Origin of the sequence: Streptomyces sp. NBC_01260 (genome assembly GCF_036226405.1) — a bacterium.
Taxonomy (GTDB): domain Bacteria; phylum Actinomycetota; class Actinomycetes; order Streptomycetales; family Streptomycetaceae; genus Streptomyces; species Streptomyces laculatispora.
Genome location: NZ_CP108464.1, coordinates 7942387 through 7962808 on the forward strand (window position 1 = coordinate 7942387; position 20422 = coordinate 7962808).

Sequence of the window (20422 nt, forward strand, 5' to 3'; positions counted from 1 at the left end):
AGGTGCCGCTTGGGGCGGCGGGCCGGGGACTCGGCGGCCCGAATCCCCAGGCAGTTGAGGATGACGGCCTGCCCGTCCAGGCCGAGGGCTCGGGCGATCTCGGTGAACAGCTTCGCTGCCTCGTCCCTCTTCAACGTCGCTGTGCTTCTCTGCACTTCACTCGGACGGGTGTAGGTCTGACGCGCTGACAGCTCAGTCTGAGGGTGGCTGCAACCGGGTTGCCCGGGGGCCGAGCGTCCGTCCCATGATCGGTACATGGTGACTTTCGAATCGAGCGTGCTCGCGTACTACACCCAGGGCAAGGAGGACGCCCGGTTGTGTGTGGGTGAGGGGCGCCTGGAGTTCTGGCGTACTCAGGACGTGCTGCGGCGCGCACTGCCGGCCGCTCCCGCACGCGTCCTGGATGGCGCGCAGGACTTCGGCGAGCTCGGCGAGGAATCCGGTGATGGCTTCGCCGGCGTACGCCGCGGTGATGTTGGGGGCGGCGGCCGCGGCCGGTGGCACGGTGTCGGCGCCGGTGAGGTCCTGCCCCACCTTTCGGGCGGTGGCGATGGCAGTCTGCTAGGGCGTGTATCGAGTCGTGATCAATCTGTGTGTTTCGCCCTCGTCGAGCGGGCGGGTCCGGTAGTCCGTAATGCATGACACGGGCGCAACTGACGGACTTGGAGTGGGAGTACGTTGAGCCGTACCTGCCGATCGGCGAGTACGGCCCGTATCCCGCGTGGCTGCGGAAGCAGTTCGAGGGCGTGATCTGGAAGTTCCGCTCGGGAGCGCAGTGGCGTGAGATGCCGGCCGAGTTCGGTGCGTGGTCCACCGTGCACAACCGCTTCCGCCAGTGGCGGGACGCCGGAGTTTTCGAGGCCCTGCTGGAAGGGCTGATCGCGCAGGCGGCCGCGCGGGGTGAGGTGGATATCTCTCTGGTCAGCGTGGACTCCACCACCACCCGTGCCCACCATGACGCGGCCGGCATGCGTCTGGGCCCCGGAGTGCTCGACGCCCTGGAGAGGGCTGCGGAGGAGGAGAAGGCCCGTTCAAAGGGGGCACCGAAGATGAACAAACCGGGCCGGGAGCCGATGGTGCTGCCGGGCGAAGACGTCTCCGGCGGCGCCGCAAGCTCCGGCTGAAGGCTGCCTTGCTCGGGCGCTCGCGTGGCGGGCAGACCAGCAAGGTCCACATCGCCTGCGACCGTCAGTGCCGACCGCTCGTGCTGACTCTGAGCGCGGGACAGGCCGCCGACAGCCCGCAGTTCATCCCCGTTCTCGACAAGCTGCGGATCCGTGGCCCGGCCGGCAGGCCCCGCACCCGGCCCGACGCAGTCGCCGGCGACAAGGCGTACTCCTCGCGCGGCAATCGCGCCTACCTGCGCAGACGCAGCATCAAGGCCGTCATCCCGGAGAAGAAGGACCAGACCGCCAACCGGAAGAAGAAAGGCCGCCGGGGCGGCCGGCCTCTCACTCACGACACCGCCCTGTACAAGGAACGGAACACGGTCGAGCGCTCGATCAACAAGCTCAAGGCGTGGCGCGGCATCGCCACCCGCTACGACAAGACGCCCGAGAGCTACCAAGCCGGACTCCACCTCCGGGCCTCCATGATCTGGATCAAGGACCTCACGCGAACCGCTCAGTGATCACAACCCAATACAGGCCCTAGGCGCGAGCGGCCGGTCTCGGGCGAAAGGGGGGCTGTTGCGGTCGTCACCGTCCCTCCGGATCACTGAGGGGTTGACGTAAAGATCAACCCCTTTCACTGTCCAAACGTCAACGGCGCGGTTCTGTTACACCTTGTCGGCTGATCACTCAGGACGTCCGTCTCCGTGAAGGTGGCGAGCGTTCCACTGATCATGGGGACGCTCGCCACCTTCACGACACCGGTCAGGCGCGGTAGAACGGCTCGGTCGGGCTCCAGGGCTCGGGCCTCGTGGGCAGTTTGCTGAACGAGGGGAGAGGAACCCGCTCGGCGGCCCGGGATGCCGCATCGTCTCCGGTTTCGCCGGCAGCGGCCGCAAGGTCTTCAGCTACTCCGACAGGGACCCATCGGTGTCCGTCCCACTCCTGCACCCCGCGCGGGGCGTCAGGGTGCACGTGAGCACCGCGGGCCGGTTGCTCATCGAGTGGGGCGGCGCGCCGTTCGCCCTGTTCGGGGCGACGTTGTTCACGCCGCTTCGCCCATTCCTCAAGGGGCTCGGCCATGCGGATTGTCCTTCCTCGCGAGTGTTACAGCGTGGCGGTCCATCCGCCGCGCGACAGCGTGGTCTCGCCGTCCGGTGTGATGGTGACCCGGGCACCGTAGACGGGCAGCTCCCCGTGTTCCAGCCAGCGCCGCCGGATTGCTTCGAGGAGGTCGTACAGGCGGCGCGGGCCGCCTTGGTGGACGGTAGTGGTGCGGTCGCCGATGTCTGTGCGGGCGCGGGCCCATGAGCCGTCGTGATGCAGCATCCACGTCATGCGGCTGCCGTCGTCTCCGGCTCCGGTGCGGTGTTCGATTCCGGGGGCGGTCAGGGAGAGCATCGACCAGACCTCCCATGCCTGCATCACGTCGAGGACGGGGAACGGGGAGCTGGTCACCTGCCCGGTGTCTTGTGCTGCGATGGCGAAGAGGTCGTTGAGTGCGGCCGGGTAGTCGTCACTCGCGCGGGCGGCCATGAATGAGGCCCGGTCCCACTCGACTCGTCCTGTCGCGCCACCGGCGTGGTCCTTTTCCGCAGTGATGATCAAACCGGTGTCCCGATCGGCACCCCGGCCTACATGGCACCCGAAGCACTCGCCGGCACCTTCGACCACCGCTCCGACCTGTACTCGCTCGGCTGCGTGCTCTACGAGATGGTCACCGGCTGCCGACCCTTCACCGGCACCTCCTGGCACGTGGTCAACCAGCACCTCGACGAGCAGCCCGCACCGCTGCGCACCCTGCGTCCGGACACCCCCGTGGAACTGGAGCGGCTGGTCAGTCAGCTCCTGGCCAAGGACCCTGCCCAGCGCCCAGACAGCGCCGACGGGGTCTGCGAACTTCTCGAAGAGATCAACGACCGCCACTTCGGAGATGCACCACCCAGTCGTGGCTCCGACATCACCAGCGAGGTGGTCATCAGCCACGCGGAGGCCGCAGAAGGCGCGGTCATCCCCTTGCGCTTCACCACCCACCGGTCGTGCCCCGCGTGTGCCACCAGAGAAGACGAGCAGGCGGCGCGGGCCTGCCCCACGTGCAGGGGGAAGGACGGGTTATCCACAAGCAGCACACCCGCAAGGTCCGCATCCCCGCCGGCATCAGGAACCAGCAGCAGATCCGGGTCCGCGAGTTCGGCGGTCCTGGGAAGCATGGTGGCGCACCGGGGGACCTTTACGTCACCGTGCATGTCCAGGACTGGACTGCCGCCCGGTATTCAGCCAGGCCCGATGGCTTTGTGCCATTCGTCAGCGATCCGCCTCCAACATCACTGTGGCCCGGCTACACAGAAGGCTGCAGGTAGCGCCTTGCTTACCCTGTGTGGTGATGGCCGGTTGTGGGGGAGGTCTGAGGGTTGCTGACCATCAACGTGGCAGTGCTGCTCGCTGTCATCGTCGTCATCCGGTTGCGTCGGCGTACGCATGCCCGGAGCCGGCTCGATGAGAAGTTCACCGTCGTCATCGTCCTGGCGCTCGGGGTGGTCATCGCCCCGACACCGCTGGGCCACGGAATCATGGACTTCCTCGGCCAACTTGCGAGCGGCGTCACTCAGGCGGGCCGATGAGTCCCCGCGCACGCAAAGGCCGCACGGCAGTCGGCAGGCGCCGCCCACCGGTACGGCGGCGGACCCGCAGGCCCAGCAAGCGGCGGACGGATGACCGTCTGACCGGATTCCTCGTAGCCGCGGTCCTGGCCGTCGCCCTGGCCGTGGCCGTCGTCCACTGGCTGCTGGTCCATTGGTGGGTTCTGATCGTCCTCGGTGCGCTCGCGGTACTCGCCGGCGGTGGCTGGCTCTACCAGAAGCAACAGCAGGCACGGTGGGAAGCGGTCCGCGCGCAGGGACTGCGCTACGAGCTTCCCCAGCTGGACGCCCTGCACCACTCCCAGTTCGAAGACGCGGTGCGAGACCTGATGCACCGCGACGGCTGCCAGAACGCGGTCCGCGTCGGGGGCGGCGGAGACCTGGGCGCGGACGTGAAGGCCACCGACCCCTACGGGCGCCACTGGGTGATCCAGTGCAAACACAGGCGCAACGGCCTCGCCGGGTCCGCCGTCGGCACACCCGACCTCCAGGTACTCAACGGCACAGCCCGCCAGGTCCACGGCGCCGACATCGCGGTGATCGTGACGAACGGCCGGGTGACCGCGCCGGCCGTGGCCTTCGCGAAACAGCAGCGCCTCCACGTGATCGACCGCCACACCCTCGGAGCGTGGGCGTCCGGCTCACGCCCTCTGTGGGAGCTGCTGCGGGCAGTCCCGCCACCCCGCAAGCCGACCGCTTTCTCCTGACACTGTCCCTTGACAGAGCGGGCGCGGCAGTACGTCAGGTCGCGGCGCTTCGAGGCTGATGCTGCTGCTGGGCGTTTTCGACGTGGCGTCCGAGGAAGAGGGCCGTGTACTCGATCTCCTGCTCAGTGGTGGTGGAGTAGTCGATGCGGCCGGTGCGGTGGCCGGGCTCCCGGTACACGCAGCGGGCCAGGCCCCGGCACACGAGATGACGACGTCGGGGGACCGTTGCCTGCACCCGCTTCACGAGCTTGCGCTGTGTGTTCCACCGCACCGCCGCCACCTCTTCCCGTCCCGTCCACCTTCAGCCCAGTGCGGCGGGTCTGACCACCGGAGGGATCGGTGGGACTGCGCGAAGCTCGGACGCACGTTCAGGGGCGGCGGGCGCAGCATGGCGGCGATTTCGGGGTCGGTGCCCTTGCGTGCGGCGAGGGAGCGCAGGTACGGCTCCGCTCCCTGGAGCAGGCCGGAGCGGGGACTGTCCCCCGCAGCTCGCGCGGGTGCTGTTGGGTACGGGTACGTACCCGTACCCTTGCGGGATGGGAAGGAGCTCGATGATGTCTGATGCCAATGTCCGTATCCCCGAGGAAGCCAAGGACCGGCTCGCCGCGATCGCGGCCGCGGAGGGGCTGTCGCTGCGCGCCTATCTGGCGCGTCTGGCCGAGACCCTGCTGACTCCGGCCGAGCGGGCTGAGCGGGCCGAGAAGACCCGGGCTGTGCTGAAGGAGTGGAACGGCTACGCTCCGACCGCTGCCGAGCAGGACGACCTGGACAGTGAGCTGGACCGTCGCCTGGCACAGGTGACCGCCCGGTGAGCGACGCCATGCACATCGTTCTGGACGACACGGCGATGGCTGCAGCGGGAGGGGGCAATGTTCTGGCCTCCCGGCTGATCCACCGGGCCCATGCCGAACCGGGTTGGTTTCTGTACGTCCCGGCATGCGCGCTCGTGGAAGCGGACCGGGCCCGGCCCCGCACGGCCGAACATCTGGCTTCCCTGCCCGGTATTACCGTCCTGGACCTGGACCTGCCCGCCGCGCTGGCCGTCGCGCAGCAGGAGACGTGGGCTGCGGCTCACAGCCAGTACGCGGCGCAGCCCACTGCGGACCGTCCTGATGGGGCGGTTATCGCGACCACCGCACCCGAGCGGTGGGCTGGGGAGCCCGTCCGTGTTCTGGACCTCACACCCTGACCCCACCACGATGTCGCCACCGACTCGTACAGCGGCAGGCCCACCGCCTCATGTGAGGCGGTGGCCCTGCCGCTGTACGGCTTGAGTGCCCCTAGACGTTCAGGTGCGGGAATGCGGTGTCAGGTCCGGCCCCGTGCCCGAGCCGGGATCACGGCTGGTCGCGCAGACGGGTACGCCGGTCGGTGACGAGTTGGTGCCATCGGTCGCGGGTCGCCTGTTCGCCGTCGAGCCAGACGGGCCGGCTGTGGCTGGTCGGCCATGAAGTGGGCGATGTCGACGAAGTAGGCGTGATCTTCGTGGGTCGTCTGTTCTTGCAGCCGGGCGATCGTCTCGGTCAGTGCGCTGTGGTCGTCAAGGACAGCCTGGTGGAACGCGGCGTCGCGGATGAGTTCGGCCCGCCGGACGTTGATCGTGGAGGCGCGCAGGGCCTGGCAGTGGGCGGCCTCGCCGGCCTTTCCGTGCTGGTCGGCTTCGCCGCGTCCGGCGAGGTAGGCCGCGGCGGCGCGTTCGGGTTGGCCTTGGAGCCAGTACAGGTCGCCCAGTACACGCTGGTGGCGGCCTTCCCAGCCGAGGTTCTGTGCGGCGGCGAGGGCGGTGGGGAAGTCGCCGGCCAGGCGGGCGGCATGGGCAAGGCCGCGGCGGGCGGCCGGGGCCAGGCGTCCGTCCTGATCGGCGACGTGCTGGTAGTCGCACCGGGATTCGGCGGCCCGTCCGGTGTCGCGCAGGGAATTGGGCCGCCGGAGCCCGTCCAGCAGGATGTCGGTATGACAAACCGATAAGGCGAGCCCATACGTGGCTTTGTTCACGAGTTCCGGCGAAACCGACTACACCAGGGCTCAAGGATGGGCTCGGTTCATGACCGTGATCGCATTGGTCTGCTCGCTGGGAGTCATTGCACTTGGAGTCGTCACCGTCTTCGGCCTGAAGTTCTTCCTTTACATCGTGGAAGCGCTCAGCGGATAGCCCGATGCTGACCGCTCCGGCTAGAGCTACGGATCAGAAGTGTCCGTGCCACTGCCGTGCCCGATCGGCCGGGAACCAGCGGGGAACCACTGAAACCGACGGGCAGGACGCACGAGAACGGCCCCCGACCGATTCACCTGGTCAGGGGCCGTTCATCTGCGGTGGGTGTGGGATTTGAACCCACGGTGACATCGCTGCCACGACGGTTTTCAAGATCGCTGCCGAGTTGAGTCGGCCCTTGTTTTCACGGAGGCGATCACGGCGGTAGCGACGCCGGTCACGATGAGGCTCCCCACCATGATCATCCCCACGCCGACCATGAATAGGCCGCTGGAGTCGTCCGACCAGTCGTAATAGGCGGCAACGGTCAGGCCGACTGGGACACCGAGCGCGGCGCCTGCGATGTAGCGCCGGGATGCCGTCCAGTACACCGGCGCCAGCAGAGTCAGCACCAGCCCGATCACCTGCCACGCCTCGTACGGGCCGGTCACCGAACCATCAGGGTGCACGTCACGTTTCTGGTCCCAGCCCAGCCAGGCAGCCCACACCGCTAGCGTCAACACAACCAGCACGAGGATCGCCATAAGCTGGGGCACGAGTTTCAGAGGTCGTTGTGGCATGGCTCAAGCGTTCCGGCTCACCCTGGAACCGACCAGAGTCCAAGTACTCATCTCCGCTTGAGTAATTCGGCCACGGATCACAAGTTCCCCGTGCCACAACCGCGCTAAATCGGTCGGGGGCTCACAGGGAACGACCTCACCGTGCGCACCGCCCGTCACGCAAACCACCTCGCCGGCGTCACGGTCCAGTACACCGGGGCCGAGGAGTGGTACACCCTCACCGGCAGTCCCACCAACATCCCCAACAAGGGTCTGGAGGACTTCTACGCAGCCGTACTGGCCGCCATCGCACACGGTGCCGAAGCACAAGTCCCGCAGTAGAGGCCCAGGCTGGTGCGGAGCCGCGCCCCCACCAAGGGGCGCCGCTCCGCACCGCCGTGGGCCGAGCCGCGCAGAGACACCGAGGTCCGAGGTCGAGCCCGCTCTCTCTCCCCCACGACGATGCAAGCACCACGACGAGCCGCCCGAACTTGCGACCGTCACCGCGCTCCTCGCCCCGGCGTCCGCCGGACTCGTCCACCACCACGACATCGCCACCGCCGTACAGCTCGCACTCACCGGCGCACTCGGCGGCCACACCGCCAACGTCGTCGACGAACCCCACTACCATCTACGAGCCCTTGCCGAATCCTGAATGGTCGCGCCGATGGCACTCTCCTGCGCAGCCTCGGCTTCACCGCCACCGTCCCCACCCTCTCCAGGCCAACCCGACGGCTTGCTGTAGTGGAGACCGCCATACGGCGACTTGGGACCCGGTACTCGGGCCCTGCCAGGGCACGTCGGTCTCAGGTGGCACCGTTCGGGTGCAGCACGACCTTCGTCCAGCCGTCGTCGCGGGCATCGAAGTGGTCGTACGCCGTTGCGGCCTCGTCGAGGTTCAGCTCGTGCGAGACCAGGAAGCTCGGCTCTGCCTTGCCGCCCGCGATGAGGTCGCGCAGCGCCCGGTTGTACCGCTTCACCGGCGCCTGCCCCGTGCCGACCTTCTGGCCCTTGAACCACATCATGCCGAAATCGATCGGCACCTTGCCCTTGGCCTCGAGTTCTCCCTGTGCTTCGGCTCCGCCCGGATCCTCGGGGAGGAAGACGCCCACGACACCGAGAGCGCCGGTGAACCGGACCGCGTCGATCAGCTGGTTCATCGTCAACGTTGCGTCCTCGTGCCCCTGCGGATCGTGTGCCTGGTAGCCGACGCACTCACAGCCGTTGTCGGCGCCCAGCCCCAGCGTCGCTTCCTTGACGACCTCGGACGGGTCCTGGTCGTTGGTGTTGATCGGGATCGCACCGATCTCCTCCGCGAGCCGCAGCCGGTCCGGGTGGTGATCGGCCACCCACACCCGGCCGGCGCCCTTGAGTATCGCGGAGTAGGCCGCCATCAGGCCGACTGGGCCGGCGCCGAAGACGACGGTCTGGTCGCCGGGCTTGACGCCGGCCATCTCGGTGGCGTGATAGCCAGTGGGGAAGATGTCGGACAGCATCACGTAGTCCAGCTGGCGCTCGGCGGCGTCCTCGCCCAGCCGCAGGGCGTTGAAGTCGCCGTAAGGTACGCGCAGCAGCTCGGCCTGGCCGCCCTGGTACGGGCCCATCTCGGCGAAGCCGTAGGCGGCGCCGGCGAGGGCGGGCTCCGGCTGCATCGTCAGGCAGTAGTTCGTGAGGCCCTGCTCGCACTGCTTGCAGAAACCGCACGCGATGTTGAACGGCAGGCACACGTACTCGCCGACCTTGACCTTGGTGACCGCCGAGCCGACTTCGACGACCTGCCCCAGGTTCTCGTGGCCCAGCGTGCGGCCGGTCTCGAACGAAGTGCGGCCTTCGTACATGTGCAGGTCGGAGCCGCAGATGTTGGTGCTGGTGATCTTCACGAGGATGTCGCTGGGGTGCTCGATCTTCGCGTCCGGTACGTCCTTCACCGCAATGGTGCGGGGTCCTTCGTACACCGCTGCCTTCATGATCAACCCCTCTCGCCGCTACGCGCGAGCGCCATCGCTGCATGCGCTTGGCGGCGGGTAGTCGACGGCGCCGGAGGCGCCGTGCTCTGTCGTCCGTCATGTTTCAAGGGAGGCACGTCGGCGCGCCCTCTTCTCTCCCTCCACCGTCCCACTCGTCCTGGCCGGGCGCGACTCTCCGGGAGGCGGGTGACTTGATACCGCCCGGGCAGCGGGCGCCGTGGTCAGCGAGGTCATGATCGCTCCGGAGGAGCAAGTCCTGCCGACGCGCGAGCTGGCACACCAGACTCCGTGTCGTATGTGTGCACGTGGTTGGCCTGTCTGGCCAACCACGCCGCCTAGTCACACGAGTGCGACCGAGCACGACAGATGACCCGGATGCACAGCTCCGGTCGGGCCGGTCAGGTTGCCCATGGCAGCCGTACGGCTTCAAGCTCCTCGTCGTCGAGGAGGGCTTCGATGAGGGCGGCGGGGCCGGCCACCTTCGCAGCCCACAGGTCGTAGTCGGTGCACAGGACCCAGGACTGGTCCCGGGACCAGAGGTTTGACGGGCTCCAGTTGTCTTCTCCAGGGTGGTCGTACAGCACCTGGGCGTCCGCGAGCCTGCCGGTTCGGACGTGCAGGTTGTCGAACCCTCGGCCCCGTGACTCCCTTGGGTTCAGCAATTCCGGGGGTTCTTCGGCGGGAACTCGGGGCTGTTACCGGCTTTCGTGGGCGGCTGTGGTCTTGGGTTCTCGTCCTGCGCACGGTAGATGTCGGTGGGATGCGCAAGGCATGTCAGAGCGTTCGCAGAGTCAGTGTCAGTAGTCACTGACGGCAGGCGTGGTGTCGGCGGATGTCCGGGAGCGTAGAGCTGCCGCGCCGGTCAACGCGCCGGCGTGCCGTTCTTCTAAGCTGTCGGTTCTTCTCGGCCAGCAACTCATATGCCACCGCGATCTCGCTGGAGGAACTCCGGCCCAGCAACTGTCCAAATGACGTCGGAGGATACGTCCGAGCAGGTCCGTTGTCAGAGCAGTGCGCTTCACTGTCCGCCATGAAGCTCACGCAGACGACCGTCGACGATCTGCTGGCTCAGCTCGGCCTGGCAGACGGCTACATGAACCTGCCCGGCGACCTGGACCCGCAAGCTCTGACCGACCTGCTCGCCAGCAGGTACGGAGCCCCACGCACCCTCGTCCTCGACGGCTTCGCCGATCCGACGGTCGATGATTCCAGGGGCGCGGCTCTCCTCGTCCCATTCGAGGACCGGGCGGTGACGATACGGGCGTGGGCGTACGGGAATCAGTGGGTTGGCACGGGTACGGCGCGGGACGACGAAGGCGTCGAGTGGCCGGTGCTTGTAGTCGCTCAGAGGCAGATGCCCGAACCCCTGGCGGTCGCTCCGAACGAGGGCGAGGACATCGACTGGATGGAGCGGCTCATACGGATCACCGGCTGGACGCAGCCCGCCCAGCGGCCGGACGTGCACTGGGCGGAGGTGGAGTCGCGCCTGGGCACTGCGCTCCCGACCGACTACAAGCGCATGGTTGAAACGTTCGGCGAGGGTGCCTTCGACGCATATCTGAGCCTGAACCAGGAGCCGTGGACGTCGCTCAAGGAGGACGGGCTACTCATCTGGGCGGGCACAGAGCACGAGGACCTGTACTGCTGGCGGGTGGACGGTGACGAGCCCGACCGTTGGCCCGTCGTTGTCCGGTCCTTCGATGGCGAGGATCTCTCCTTCGGCTACCAGGCTGCGCAGTTCGTCTGTCGCATCCTCATCGACCCCCACCATCCGTTCACGATGGCCCGCTATTTCGACACCCACTGGTTCATGAACTACCAGGAGGACTGACCGAACTCCGCTGCCACGGGTATCCGGAGCCCAGTTCGCGGACGCTTGGGACAGTTCCGCCGGACGGCGCGAGTCGGTAGCGAGGACACGCGGCTGTCACTGCCGTCAACTAGGTTCTGTCCGTTCGGCCCGACAGGCGGGCCGCCGAGCTGGGGAACTCGTCGTAGTGAGCATCTACCTACACTTTCGCGCCGTGGATGAGTCCGAGATCCGGGACGACCACACCTGGCTAGCTGCGTTCATGTCTGAGGGTTGGGACAGCCACCTCAACGAGTGCGAAGCGGGTATCGCCACTTCGATCAACAAGGCCTGGGACTCTGTCAACGACTTCTACGCCGCAGCCGATATCCCGGATACAGGCGCCGACGAGCCCTCGACACTGCCGATCTACGGCGGCCGCCCGGTGCCACACGGCGCCGACGCCGACCCCTCCAACCCCCCGCTGATGCTTCTGGAGCCGCCTGGGGTGTCTCAGGCCGCGCATTTCCTTGCGACTGTCTCTTTCGACGAGCTGTGGAACGTTGTCGGCGCCAGGTTCAGGGCCCTCGGCTGGACCAGGCAGATACTCCTCGACCACCACATGGACCTCCAAGGGTTCTACGGGCGGGCGGCTTCGGCAGGCCACGCCGTGGTCAAAGCGGTGTGGGCCTGAAACGTGGCCATGAGCTGGTCACAGCCGTCCGTTGATACTTGCGGAGAACCTGTGGATCGTCGGCGTCCACCTACGCGCGTTCACAACCAAATGCGCGCCCTGGCCAACCACTCCCGCGCAGCGGGGAACCTCACCAGGCGCGGACCTGTAAGCTCCGCGCCCGTGGACGACATACGGCAGACAACCATCACCTTCAGCGGAATCCTGACGCGGGAGGAGTTCGACGAGGCCCTCGCAGCAACTGGATGGCTCCGACGCCTGCGCTGGCTCATTGTCGTGGCCGCGGCCGTGATGGCGGCGCTGAGCCTGAAGCCCTCCGCTGACGGCAACTCGATCAACGCGGGACTGCTGATGCTCGCTCTTGTCTACGGTGCACTCGGCATGTTCCTGCCCCCGATGCTTGCTGGCCGTATGTTCCGTGCCGACCAGGCCACGGGGGAGAAGCAGGCTGTCATCGACGACGCCGGCTTCGTCCTCTCCCGCGGCTCCGACGAACTCATGCGGGTGCCGTGGCGCACCATGTCCCGCTATTACGAGACGGAGCGGGTCTACGTGGTGACCGGCCGCCTCGGCTGGAAGCGCGGCCTGTTGATGGTGCCCAAGCGGCTACTTACCAGGACCGGCGAGACCGAACTGGTGGGCGTCCTGCTGGAGGCCTCGCTCCGCCGCTCCACGAGCGTGCGGACACACGGCCGTTAGCCTCTCCTCGCCAGGGCCGGGTTGCCGCGTACGGGAGAAGGGGTGTTGCCCGGCTGGCCGCAGGTGACAACCGGGATGAGGTCCTCAGAATTTTCTCGTCGCTGTGGATCATGGCTGACGAGGCCGGAGAGCTGTGTTGCGGTGGCTGAAGGCGCCGAGCCAGTCCTTGTTGGCTCCCCCGGCGGCGAGTCGGCATCGACCGGGGCGAGGCTAAGCGTGGATGTCGTCCGCGAAGCTGTGTTCGAGGCTGCGAGGAAGACGATGCCGAACGTAGCGATCGGGGAGCTTGACGCTTTCAGTGAGAAGTTCGTGGAGGCGCTGCGGAGGTCGGGTGATGTGTCGGAATGAACAGGATTCGCTTCAATCCCCGTACAACCTTTTCCGCGTTGCCGCGGCCCAAGTAGCAGGAGAGACGGTGTGCGTCCTGCCGTCCGGGATTGCCGAAGATCGCATAGTCCGAAAGCGCGTGAGGCGGTTCATGGAAGCCCAGGGCCTTGATTGCCTGTCATGTCGTGGATGCCCGACAGGGCATCCACGGTAGGACGGGTGGCGGAGGGGATGAGCGGATGGAGTGTCCGCCGGTACCGCGCACCGATCATCGAAGTGGGAGATGACGGGTGCCATTCACAGAAGTTCGCGGAAACAGCATTCGCGTGAAGTGGTGGACCGGGCAGTGCAGGCTGGACGACGACGGCAAGCCGACGACCACGAAACTGTACGGGTCCGCGTCCAAGAATCTGGACGGTGTGCCGTTCGCGGATGAGGACGAGGCGTTCACTTTCGGTCTCGACCGGGAGTCCGACGTGCGGAACCGTCGGGGACAGAGGGGCGCCGCCCCGATCAACATGGCGGACTACTGCGACCTCTGGTTCAAAGGGGTCAGTCTGCGCAGCAATTCCATGTCGTCGTACAAGTCCCGGCTGTCGGCTGTGATCCGCCCCTATTGGGCGCAGAGCACTGTGGACGAGATCACGCCCATCCAGTACGACACGTTCAGGAAATTCGTGCAGGCCAAATACTCGCACAACTACGCGAAGGCAGTCCTGGGCACATTCAAGATGCTCATGGACGATGCGGTAGTGAAGTACAAATACCGCGAGGAGTCGCCCATCGTGGAGCAGAAGCGGCGGGGCCTGTATAAGAAGAAGCAGGTGCGCCGAGTCAAGCGGCGGCTGTCGACCCGGTCCGTGCACCAGCCGGCCCACAACGCCTACCACGTCTGGGGGTTCGCCGGATGGGCCTATGTCTGGACGATCGCCTTCACGGGGATGCGGTCGCCCGGCGAGAGTTTCGGGCTGCAGCGTGGCTACGCCTCGGCATACTGGCCTGCCGCCGAGCCGGACGACGGGCTGCGCGAGGAGGCCCTCCAGCGGTACGAGTCCCTGCACGCTCTCCGAGTCCAGTACCAGACCTACCGGGCCGAGGGCCAGGCGGTGCTGGCCGCACCGAAGTACGACAGCGCCAGGACCACTGTCCTCCCGCCGTTCCTGCACGAGATGCACCAGGCCCTCCTTGCGTCCCATGACCAGCCGTGGGTCTTCCTGTCGCTGCAGGGCAAGCCGCTGCTCTCCACCGACTTCGACAACACCTACTGGTTCCCGATCCGGGACGGCGCCGACGAGCGGACATCCCGGCCGCGATACGAACGGTGGGCGCGGCCTGCGCTGCCGGCGGTCGAGGAGATGTCCGGAGAGGACATCTACCGGCTTCGGCACTGGCACAAGGCCAAGCTGGATGAGTCGGGTGACATTCCGCGCGTGGCGGTGGAGGCCCGAATGGGGCATGAGCTTCCGGGTGTGGAGGGTGTGTACAGCGAGGTGACGATCGCAATGGAGGAGCGGATCGTTGGGTATCTCCAGGAGGTGTGGGAGACGGAAGTGGTGGGAGCCGTGCTGTGGACACCGCCTTTTCCCATCCGTCTCCCAGACGATCCCGCGAAATCCACTCCGCCGCTGTTCAGCGGCCTTCCCACCCTGGAGTACTAGTGATTGTTGTTTGGATCAACGGTGCGTTCAGCGCGGGGAAGACCAGCGCCGCGCGCGAACTGATCGATCTGATCCCGAACAGCACCTTCTACGACCCTGAACTGACCGGCGCGGGGCTGCGGTATCTGCTGCCCCAGAAGAAGCTCGCCGAGGTGACCGACTTCCAGGACCTGCCGATCTGGCGGCGTCTGGTGGTGGACACCGCGGCAGCCCTGCTCGCCGAGGTCGGTGGGGTACTGGTGGTGCCGATGACGCTGCTGCGACAGGAGTATCGCGACGAGATCTTCGGAGGGCTCGCCTCCCGGCGCATTCCGGTGCGCCATGTGCTGCTCTCACCCGAGGAAACGATCCTGCGGAAACGGATCGCCGACCGAGTGGAAGACGACGATGATCCCGAGCGCAGCGAACAGGTCCGGCAGTGGGCGTACGAGCATATCGGACCCTACCGGTCGGCGCTCGACTGGATCACCGGGGACGCCCACACCATCGACAACAGCGCGCTCACCCCGCAGGAGACCGCCGAACTGATAGCCGAGGCCCTGCACACGGGGGCGGCGCCGGCCTGCGAGATCGTGCAGACACCCGACCCGACCGCGGAGACGGTCGCGGCCGGAGTGCTGCTCTTCGACGAGGACGGCCGGGTCCTGCTCGTCGACCCCACCTACAAACCCGGCTGGGAGTTCCCCGGCGGCGTCGTGGAGTCCGGTGAGGCCCCGGCGCAGGCCGGGATCAGGGAGGTCGCCGAGGAGATAGGGATACAGCTCGAACAGGTGCCGAAACTGCTCGTCATCGACTGGGAGGCGCCCGAGCCGCCCGGATACGGTGGGCTGCGGCTGATCTTCGATGGCGGCCTGCTGCCGGGCCGGGACGCCGAGCGGCTGATGCTGCCCGGCTCCGAACTGCGCGGCTGGCGGTTCGTCACCGAGGCGGAGGCGGCCACCATGCTGCCCCCCGCGCGGTACGAACGGCTGCGCTGGGCGCTGCGGGCCCGCGAACAGTCAGCCGTGTTCAATCTGGAGGCCGGAGTCCCGGTCGGCTGAGGCGCGCAGTACCGCGGCGGTGCCGGCGGTGACGGGATCGCCGTGTCCGAAGCAGACCGTGGCCGGCTCCAGCGCCGCCAGCCGCCGGAACGAGGCCACGGCCTGCTCGCGGTCGATGTTGAACACGCCCAGCATGACCCGGCCCACGCCGGCCACGCAGTCCCCGGTGAACAGCACCCCGTGCGCGGGAAGATGGAGACCGATGGAGCCCGGGGTGTGGCCGGGGGAGTGGATCACCGTCGCACCGCCGCCGAAGTCGATCATCGAACCGTCACAGAGCTCGCGGTCGACCCGGGTCGGAGGGGCCACGGGTACGGTCAGCCCGTGCTCGTACAACGGAACCTCCCAGTCGAGCAGCACCGGGTCGCCGATCTCCTCCTCGCCCCGGATCACCGGCGCGTCGAGCCGGTGCGCCAGAATCTCGGCGCCGTGGCGGTCGGCGAGCTCCTGGGCGGCGCCGTAGTGGTCGCGATGGCCGTGCGTGATGACGATGCGGGAGATCCGGGCGGGGTCCAGACCGAGGCCGCGCACCGCGTTCTCGATGGCGGGCGCGGCGTTGATGTCGCCCGCGTCGATCAGGGTCAGCTCCGTCCCGTCACGCCAGAGGTAGGCCTGACCGATCGGGAAACGGAACATGTGCAGCTGGGGAAGTACTTCGACGAGATCCATGCGGCGAACGTACGCAGCGGCGGGCGTCCGCCGCACGGATCTACGCTCTGGGCGTGCTTCGCTCAACGCGTAGCGGCGACGGGCCGCTACGCGTTGAGCAGGCCCGGTCCGCCAGGACACGGGCCGTGCTGCTCAGGCCTTCCCGGAGGCGGCGTAGTTCTGCAGGAACAGCGCCTCGGCCACCGACATCCGCTCCAGCTCCTGGGGCGACACGCTCTCGTTCACCGCGTGGATCTGCGCCTCGGGCTCGCTCAGCCCGATCAGCAGGATCTCGGCCTCCGGGTACAGCACGGAGAGCGCGTTGCAGAGCGGGATCGAGCCGCCCATCCCGGAGGACTGCATCTCCTCGCCGGGGTACGCGACCCGCATGGCATCCGCCATCGCCGTGTACGCCGGGCTGGAGACGTCGGCGCGGAACGGCTGCCCCTGGCCCACCTGCTCGACCGAGACCCTGGCGCCCCACGGGGCGTGCGACCGCAGATGCGCGGTGAGCAGCTTCGTCGCCTCGTCGGCGTCGCTGCCCGGCGGCACCCGAAGGCTGATCTGTGCCCGCGCGCCGGCCTGCACCGAGGGCGTCGCGCCGACGACCGGCGGGCAGTCGATGCCGATCACGGTGACGGCCGGTCGCGCCCAGATCCGGTCCGCGACCGTACCCGTGCCGATCAGTCCGACACCGTTGAGCACCTTCGCGTCCTGGCGGAACTCGGCCTCGGGGTACTGGAGACCGTCCCACTTCGCATCGGCGGTGAGGCCGTCGATGGTCGTCGTGCCGTCCGCGGCGCGCAGCGACGCGAGCAACTGGATCATCGCAGCCAGCGCGTCGGGCGCGGCGCCGCCGAACTGCCCGGAGTGCAGGTTCCCTTCGAGGGTGTCGAGCTGCACCCGCAGCATCGTCATCCCGCGCAGGGTCGAGGTGACCGTGGGCAGACCGGCCCGGAAGTTGCCGGTGTCGCCGATCACGACGGTATCGGCGGCGAGCAGCTCCGGATGCGCCTGCGCGTACTGCTCCAGACCTCCGGTGCCCTGCTCCTCCGAGCCCTCGGCGATCACCTTCACGGAGACCGGCACCCCGCCGTTCGCCTTGAGGGCGCGCAGCGCGAGGAGGTGCATGATGAAGCCGCCCTTGCAGTCGGCCGAGCCCCGGCCGAACCAGCGGCCGTCACGTTCCGTCAGCTCGAACGGCGGGGACAGCCAGGCGGACTCGTCGAGCGGCGGCTGCACGTCGTAGTGCGCGTAGAGCAGCACGGTGGGTGCCCCGGCCGGACCGGGCAGGTAGCCGTAGACGGAGCGGCTGCCGTCCGGGGTGTCGAGCAGGGCGACGTCCTGGAAGTCCTCGTCGCGCAGCGCCCCGGCGACCCACTCGGCGGCGGCGTCGCATTCGCTCCTCGGATACACCGCGGGATCCGCCACCGACTGGAAGGCCACCAGCTCGGTGAGCTCCGCCTTGGCGCGAGGCATCAGCGAGGCGATGGTTTCGGAAATCGGATGGGCGGTCATGGGCACGCTCCTAGCAGGTGCGACGTTATGTCTACGAATCCGTGTACTTGAACGCCGCGAATGCGGCGTTGTGGTTACGACGAAGGCACGGCCGATCCTCCCACAGCAGGGGTTGGCCTGAACGAGCCGTAGGATGCCGTGAGCAGCTTGGGCCACTGGTCGGATCGGGAGCAGAAGCACATCGTGAGCAGCGAGAACGCAGACGCCGGACATGAGCACGAAGAGTCGTCCGTGTGGGATGTCGTCGTAGTCGGCGCCGGACCGGCGGGAGCCTCCGCGGCATACGCGGCGGCGGTAGCCGGCCGTCGGGTGCTGCTGCTGGAGAAGGCGGAACTGCCCCGCTACAAAACATGCGGCGGCGGCATCATCGGGTATTCGCGTGATTCGCTGCCGCCCGGATTCGAACTTCCGTTGAGGGACCGGATTCACGCGGTCACGTTCTCGCTGAACGGCAGGCTTGCGCGGACCCGCCGCTCCAAGCGCATGCTCTTCGGGCTGATCAACCGCCCCGAGTTCGACGCGGGCCTGGTCGAGGAGGCGCAGAAGGCCGGAGCCGAACTGCGCACCGGAGCGACGGTGTCCCGGGTGGAACAGCACGGCGCCGCGGTGCCCGACCGGCGCACGGTCGCGGTCGTGCTGTCCGGCGGCGAGACCGTCCTGGCCCGTGCGGTCGTGGGCGCGGACGGCAGTGCCGGGCGGATAGGAGCGCACGTCGGGGTGAAGCTCGACCAGGTGGACCTGGGCCTGGAGGCCGAGATCCCCGTTCCGCAGACGGTCGCGGAGGACTGGGCCGGCCGGGTCCTGATCGACTGGGGCCCCATGCCGGGGAGTTACGGCTGGGTCTTCCCCAAGGGCGACACCCTGACGGTCGGCGTGATCTCGGCGCGCGGCGACGGTGGTGGTACCAAGCGGTACCTGGAGGACTTCGTCGCGCGGCTCGGTCTGGCCGGCTTCGAACCGAAGATCTCCTCCGGCCATCTGACGCGCTGCCGCAGCGACGACTCGCCGCTGTCGCGCGGCCGGGTGCTCGTGTGCGGTGACGCGGCCGGTCTGCTGGAGCCGTGGACCCGCGAGGGCATCTCGTTCGCGCTGCGTTCGGGGCGGCTCGCCGGTGAGTGGGCGGTCCGGGTCGCGGAGTCGCACGACGCGGTGGACGCCCGCCGTCAGGCGCTCAACTACGCCTTCGCCATCAAGGCCGGGCTGGGCGTCGAGATGAGCGTGGGGCGGCGGATGCTGAAGCTCTTCGAGCGCCGTCCGGGTGTGCTGCACGCGGTGCTGACGGGATTCCGTCCGGCGTGGAACGCGTTCGCGGGGATCACCCGGGGAACGACTTCGCTGGCCGAGCTGGTCCGTTCGCATCCGCTGGCGCAGCGGGCTCTGTCCACGATGGACCGCAAGTAACGACCGCCGCTCCTCGCGGGTACGGCAGCGATTCGGCCGGATCGGGCAGTCGCCGGGTCCGGCCGAGGCGGTGCGGGGGGAGGGCCGTCAAGGCCGGCTGTTCAGTCCTCGACGGTGATCCGGAAGACGGGGTGGTCGGGGCAGGCCGCGAGGAGTTCGGCGTCCGTGGACTTGGCCGTGATGCCCTTGAAGTACTGGTTGACCTCCCAGCCCCAGCGCTTCAGGTAGGCGCGGACGACGATCACCTTGTGCGCGTCGTCCGCGATCTCCACGGCGGTGAAGGCGCGGTTGCTGCGGCCCTTGCGCAGTTCGCCGCCGCCCGCGGCCCGCATGTTGCGCACCCACTGCGAGTGGCCACGGGCCGAGACCAGGTACTGCGCGCCCTCGTGGGTGTGGGGGTTTACGGGGATGCGCTGCATCTGACCGCTCTTGCGTCCGCGGACCGACAGCTCCTGTGTGCCGAGCAGGCTGATGCCGTGCCGGGCGAGCCTGCCGACGAAGCTGTTCAGGCGGACGGTGAGCGGGCTTCCCTGAAGGTAGTAAGCCTGCGACATGATGACCCCCACTGCTTGGGAGAGCGGTGCTCTCGCTTGAGATCAGTGTGCACGAGATTGGCGCTCGAAAGCAAGAGCATTGCTCTCGTTGTTGGTCGTTGCTCTCGTCGCATGGCAGACTGCGGCCCATGAGCACTGTCCGAGGAGCCAGGGAACGGGCCCGTATCGAGGTCACCGCCGCCATCAAGGACGAGGCGCGCAGGCAGCTCGCGGCCGAGGGGGCGGCGAAGCTCTCGCTGCGCGCGGTGGCGCGCGAGCTCGGCATGGTCTCCTCCGCCCTCTACCGCTATTTCCCCAGCCGCGACGAACTGCTCACGGCCCTGATCGTCGATGCGTACGACTCAGTGGGGGAGGCCGCCGAGAGCGCCCACCGGACGGCCGATCCGGGCCCTTCCACTCCCGCCGCCCATCTGGCCCGCTGGGTCGCGGTCGCCTGTGCCGTACGCAGCTGGGCGCTGGAGCACCCCCATGAGTACGCCCTGATCTACGGTTCGCCGGTGCCCGGTTACACGGCGCCGCAGGCCACCATCGGCCCCGCGTCGCGCGTCGGCCGCGTCCTCATCGCCGTTGTGGAGGACGCTCATCGCGAGGCGGGGCTCGCGCTGCCGCCGCTGGGCGAGGAACTGCGTCCCGAGGCCGAGAGGCTCGCCGCCGACCTGGCCCTCGAACTGCCCCCCGCGGTCGCCGTATCGATCGTCGCCGCCTGGTCTCAGCTGTTCGGGCTGCTGTCGTTCGAGATCTTCGGCCAGTTCAACCGGCTTGTGGAGGACAGGGACATCTTCTTCCGCCATGCCGTCGAGGAGCTGGCCCGCACGGTCGGGCTGCTCGGCACCGCAGGCCGCGGCGGAACCGGCACGGCGGGCCGGGCGCGGCGCTGAGAACGCCTGATCCGCGGGCGCGCCTGCTTCCGGGCACCTGATC

Annotated in this window: 25 protein-coding genes and 3 pseudogenes; 19 read left to right on the plus strand and 9 right to left on the minus strand. The window is 68.1% G+C overall.

All coding sequences use genetic code 11. From position 1 onward, the window contains the following. Positions 1-255 precede the first annotated feature (255 nt). Together OG322_RS35285 and OG322_RS35290 are read left to right on the plus strand one after the other, a co-directional pair. Positions 256-405, plus strand: a pseudogene (locus OG322_RS35285) (class I SAM-dependent methyltransferase); the annotation flags it as partial. A gap of 233 nt (positions 406-638) precedes the next feature. Next, positions 639-1630, plus strand: a pseudogene (locus OG322_RS35290) (IS5 family transposase). Positions 1631-1874: 244 nt separating this feature from the next. Here OG322_RS35290 and OG322_RS41755 read toward each other — a convergent pair. Next, complete coding sequence (locus OG322_RS41755) at positions 1875-2192, minus strand: DUF6087 family protein (RefSeq protein WP_353962135.1); 318 nt, start codon at positions 2190-2192, stop codon at positions 1875-1877. A 24-nt stretch (positions 2193-2216) separates the two neighbouring features. Then, a complete protein-coding gene (locus OG322_RS35295) occupies positions 2217-2645 on the minus strand; it encodes a hypothetical protein (protein WP_206432489.1) in 429 nt (142 codons plus the stop codon). Between the two features lie 102 nt (positions 2646-2747). On the opposite strand from OG322_RS35295, the pseudogene OG322_RS35300 reads away from it, so the two are divergent. From OG322_RS35300 to OG322_RS35315, 4 genes and pseudogenes are all read left to right on the plus strand, one after another. Further along, positions 2748-2930: pseudogene (locus OG322_RS35300) on the plus strand (protein kinase domain-containing protein); the annotation flags it as partial. Between the two features lie 272 nt (positions 2931-3202). Then, on the plus strand, positions 3203-3469 hold the full coding sequence (locus OG322_RS35305) for a DnaJ C-terminal domain-containing protein (protein ID WP_241200495.1): 267 nt from the start codon (positions 3203-3205) through the stop codon (positions 3467-3469). Positions 3470-3520: 51 nt separating this feature from the next. Next, complete coding sequence (locus OG322_RS35310; protein ID WP_123467360.1) at positions 3521-3730, plus strand: hypothetical protein; 210 nt, start codon at positions 3521-3523, stop codon at positions 3728-3730. Beyond that, positions 3727-4455, plus strand: coding sequence for a restriction endonuclease (locus OG322_RS35315; protein ID WP_266412784.1), 729 nt, complete (start codon positions 3727-3729; stop codon positions 4453-4455). Before OG322_RS35310 ends, OG322_RS35315 begins: the two co-directional genes overlap by 4 nt. Positions 4456-4489: 34 nt before the next feature. Here the strand turns inward: OG322_RS35315 and OG322_RS35320 are convergent, their stop codons facing one another. Next, a complete protein-coding gene (locus OG322_RS35320; RefSeq protein WP_124286292.1) occupies positions 4490-4726 on the minus strand; it encodes a hypothetical protein in 237 nt (78 codons plus the stop codon). A gap of 283 nt (positions 4727-5009) precedes the next feature. Here OG322_RS35320 and OG322_RS35325 point away from each other — a divergent pair, with 283 nt between their 5' ends. From OG322_RS35325 to OG322_RS35335, 3 genes are all read left to right on the plus strand, one after another. Beyond that, a complete protein-coding gene (locus OG322_RS35325; RefSeq protein ID WP_123467355.1) occupies positions 5010-5267 on the plus strand; it encodes a hypothetical protein in 258 nt (85 codons plus the stop codon). A gap of 8 nt (positions 5268-5275) precedes the next feature. Continuing rightward, the gene (locus tag OG322_RS35330) at positions 5276-5644 is read left to right on the plus strand and encodes a hypothetical protein (protein WP_123469562.1); all 369 of its coding nucleotides are present in this window, start codon (positions 5276-5278) and stop codon (positions 5642-5644) included. Between the two features lie 263 nt (positions 5645-5907). Further along, on the plus strand, positions 5908-6423 hold the full coding sequence (locus OG322_RS35335; RefSeq protein WP_123467353.1) for a hypothetical protein: 516 nt from the start codon (positions 5908-5910) through the stop codon (positions 6421-6423). A gap of 393 nt (positions 6424-6816) precedes the next feature. On the opposite strand, the gene OG322_RS35340 is transcribed toward OG322_RS35335, so the two are convergent. Then, entirely contained in the window at positions 6817-7227 is a 411-nt protein-coding gene (locus OG322_RS35340) for a hypothetical protein (protein ID WP_123467351.1), read from the minus strand. Positions 7228-7368: 141 nt separating this feature from the next. On the opposite strand from OG322_RS35340, the gene OG322_RS35345 reads away from it, so the two are divergent. Both OG322_RS35345 and OG322_RS35350 read left to right on the plus strand, forming a co-directional pair. Beyond that, complete coding sequence (locus tag OG322_RS35345; RefSeq protein WP_124286293.1) at positions 7369-7548, plus strand: hypothetical protein; 180 nt, start codon at positions 7369-7371, stop codon at positions 7546-7548. Further along, the gene (locus OG322_RS35350; protein ID WP_185095611.1) at positions 7523-7861 is read left to right on the plus strand and encodes a hypothetical protein; all 339 of its coding nucleotides are present in this window, start codon (positions 7523-7525) and stop codon (positions 7859-7861) included. Before OG322_RS35345 ends, OG322_RS35350 begins: the two co-directional genes overlap by 26 nt. Before the next feature lie 151 nt (positions 7862-8012). Here the strand turns inward: OG322_RS35350 and OG322_RS35355 are convergent, their stop codons facing one another. Both OG322_RS35355 and OG322_RS35360 read right to left on the minus strand, forming a co-directional pair. Then, positions 8013-9173: a glutathione-independent formaldehyde dehydrogenase gene (locus tag OG322_RS35355; protein WP_329307451.1), complete on the minus strand. Its 1161-nt coding sequence runs from the start codon at positions 9171-9173 to the stop codon at positions 8013-8015. Between the two features lie 398 nt (positions 9174-9571). Further along, on the minus strand, positions 9572-9835 hold the full coding sequence (locus OG322_RS35360) for a hypothetical protein (RefSeq protein WP_260147294.1): 264 nt from the start codon (positions 9833-9835) through the stop codon (positions 9572-9574). Positions 9836-10203: 368 nt separating this feature from the next. On the opposite strand from OG322_RS35360, the gene OG322_RS35365 reads away from it, so the two are divergent. From OG322_RS35365 to OG322_RS35390, 6 genes are all read left to right on the plus strand, one after another. Next, a complete protein-coding gene (locus tag OG322_RS35365) occupies positions 10204-11004 on the plus strand; it encodes a hypothetical protein (protein WP_123467345.1) in 801 nt (266 codons plus the stop codon). 193 nt (positions 11005-11197) lie between these two features. Continuing rightward, positions 11198-11656, plus strand: coding sequence for a DUF1877 family protein (locus tag OG322_RS35370; protein ID WP_241200465.1), 459 nt, complete (start codon positions 11198-11200; stop codon positions 11654-11656). A 162-nt stretch (positions 11657-11818) separates the two neighbouring features. Then, positions 11819-12355: a YcxB family protein gene (locus OG322_RS35375; RefSeq protein WP_123467341.1), complete on the plus strand. Its 537-nt coding sequence runs from the start codon at positions 11819-11821 to the stop codon at positions 12353-12355. 141 nt (positions 12356-12496) lie between these two features. Continuing rightward, positions 12497-12703 carry a hypothetical protein gene (locus OG322_RS35380; RefSeq protein WP_123467340.1) on the plus strand — a complete coding sequence of 69 codons (207 nt, stop codon included), beginning with the start codon at positions 12497-12499 and terminating at the stop codon, positions 12701-12703. 305 nt (positions 12704-13008) lie between these two features. Beyond that, a complete protein-coding gene (locus OG322_RS35385; protein WP_329307452.1) occupies positions 13009-14340 on the plus strand; it encodes an integrase in 1332 nt (443 codons plus the stop codon). A gap of 2 nt (positions 14341-14342) precedes the next feature. Then, positions 14343-15380 carry an NUDIX hydrolase gene (locus tag OG322_RS35390; protein ID WP_123469560.1) on the plus strand — a complete coding sequence of 346 codons (1038 nt, stop codon included), beginning with the start codon at positions 14343-14345 and terminating at the stop codon, positions 15378-15380. Here OG322_RS35390 and OG322_RS35395 read toward each other — a convergent pair. Both OG322_RS35395 and OG322_RS35400 read right to left on the minus strand, forming a co-directional pair. After that, positions 15339-16049 (minus strand): MBL fold metallo-hydrolase, encoded by a 711-nt coding sequence (locus OG322_RS35395; RefSeq protein ID WP_124286296.1) that lies wholly within the window; start codon positions 16047-16049, stop codon positions 15339-15341. The genes OG322_RS35390 and OG322_RS35395 overlap by 42 nt on opposite strands. Before the next feature lie 132 nt (positions 16050-16181). Next, the gene (locus tag OG322_RS35400) at positions 16182-17546 is read right to left on the minus strand and encodes a dipeptidase (protein WP_329307453.1); all 1365 of its coding nucleotides are present in this window, start codon (positions 17544-17546) and stop codon (positions 16182-16184) included. Between the two features lie 183 nt (positions 17547-17729). Here OG322_RS35400 and OG322_RS35405 point away from each other — a divergent pair, with 183 nt between their 5' ends. Next, positions 17730-18947: a geranylgeranyl reductase family protein gene (locus tag OG322_RS35405; RefSeq protein WP_123469558.1), complete on the plus strand. Its 1218-nt coding sequence runs from the start codon at positions 17730-17732 to the stop codon at positions 18945-18947. A gap of 101 nt (positions 18948-19048) precedes the next feature. Here OG322_RS35405 and OG322_RS35410 read toward each other — a convergent pair whose 3' ends face one another. Beyond that, a complete protein-coding gene (locus OG322_RS35410; protein ID WP_124286297.1) occupies positions 19049-19501 on the minus strand; it encodes a nitroreductase family deazaflavin-dependent oxidoreductase in 453 nt (150 codons plus the stop codon). Between the two features lie 128 nt (positions 19502-19629). Here OG322_RS35410 and OG322_RS35415 point away from each other — a divergent pair, with 128 nt between their 5' ends. After that, complete coding sequence (locus tag OG322_RS35415; RefSeq protein WP_124286298.1) at positions 19630-20379, plus strand: TetR/AcrR family transcriptional regulator; 750 nt, start codon at positions 19630-19632, stop codon at positions 20377-20379. Positions 20380-20422 lie beyond the last annotated feature (43 nt).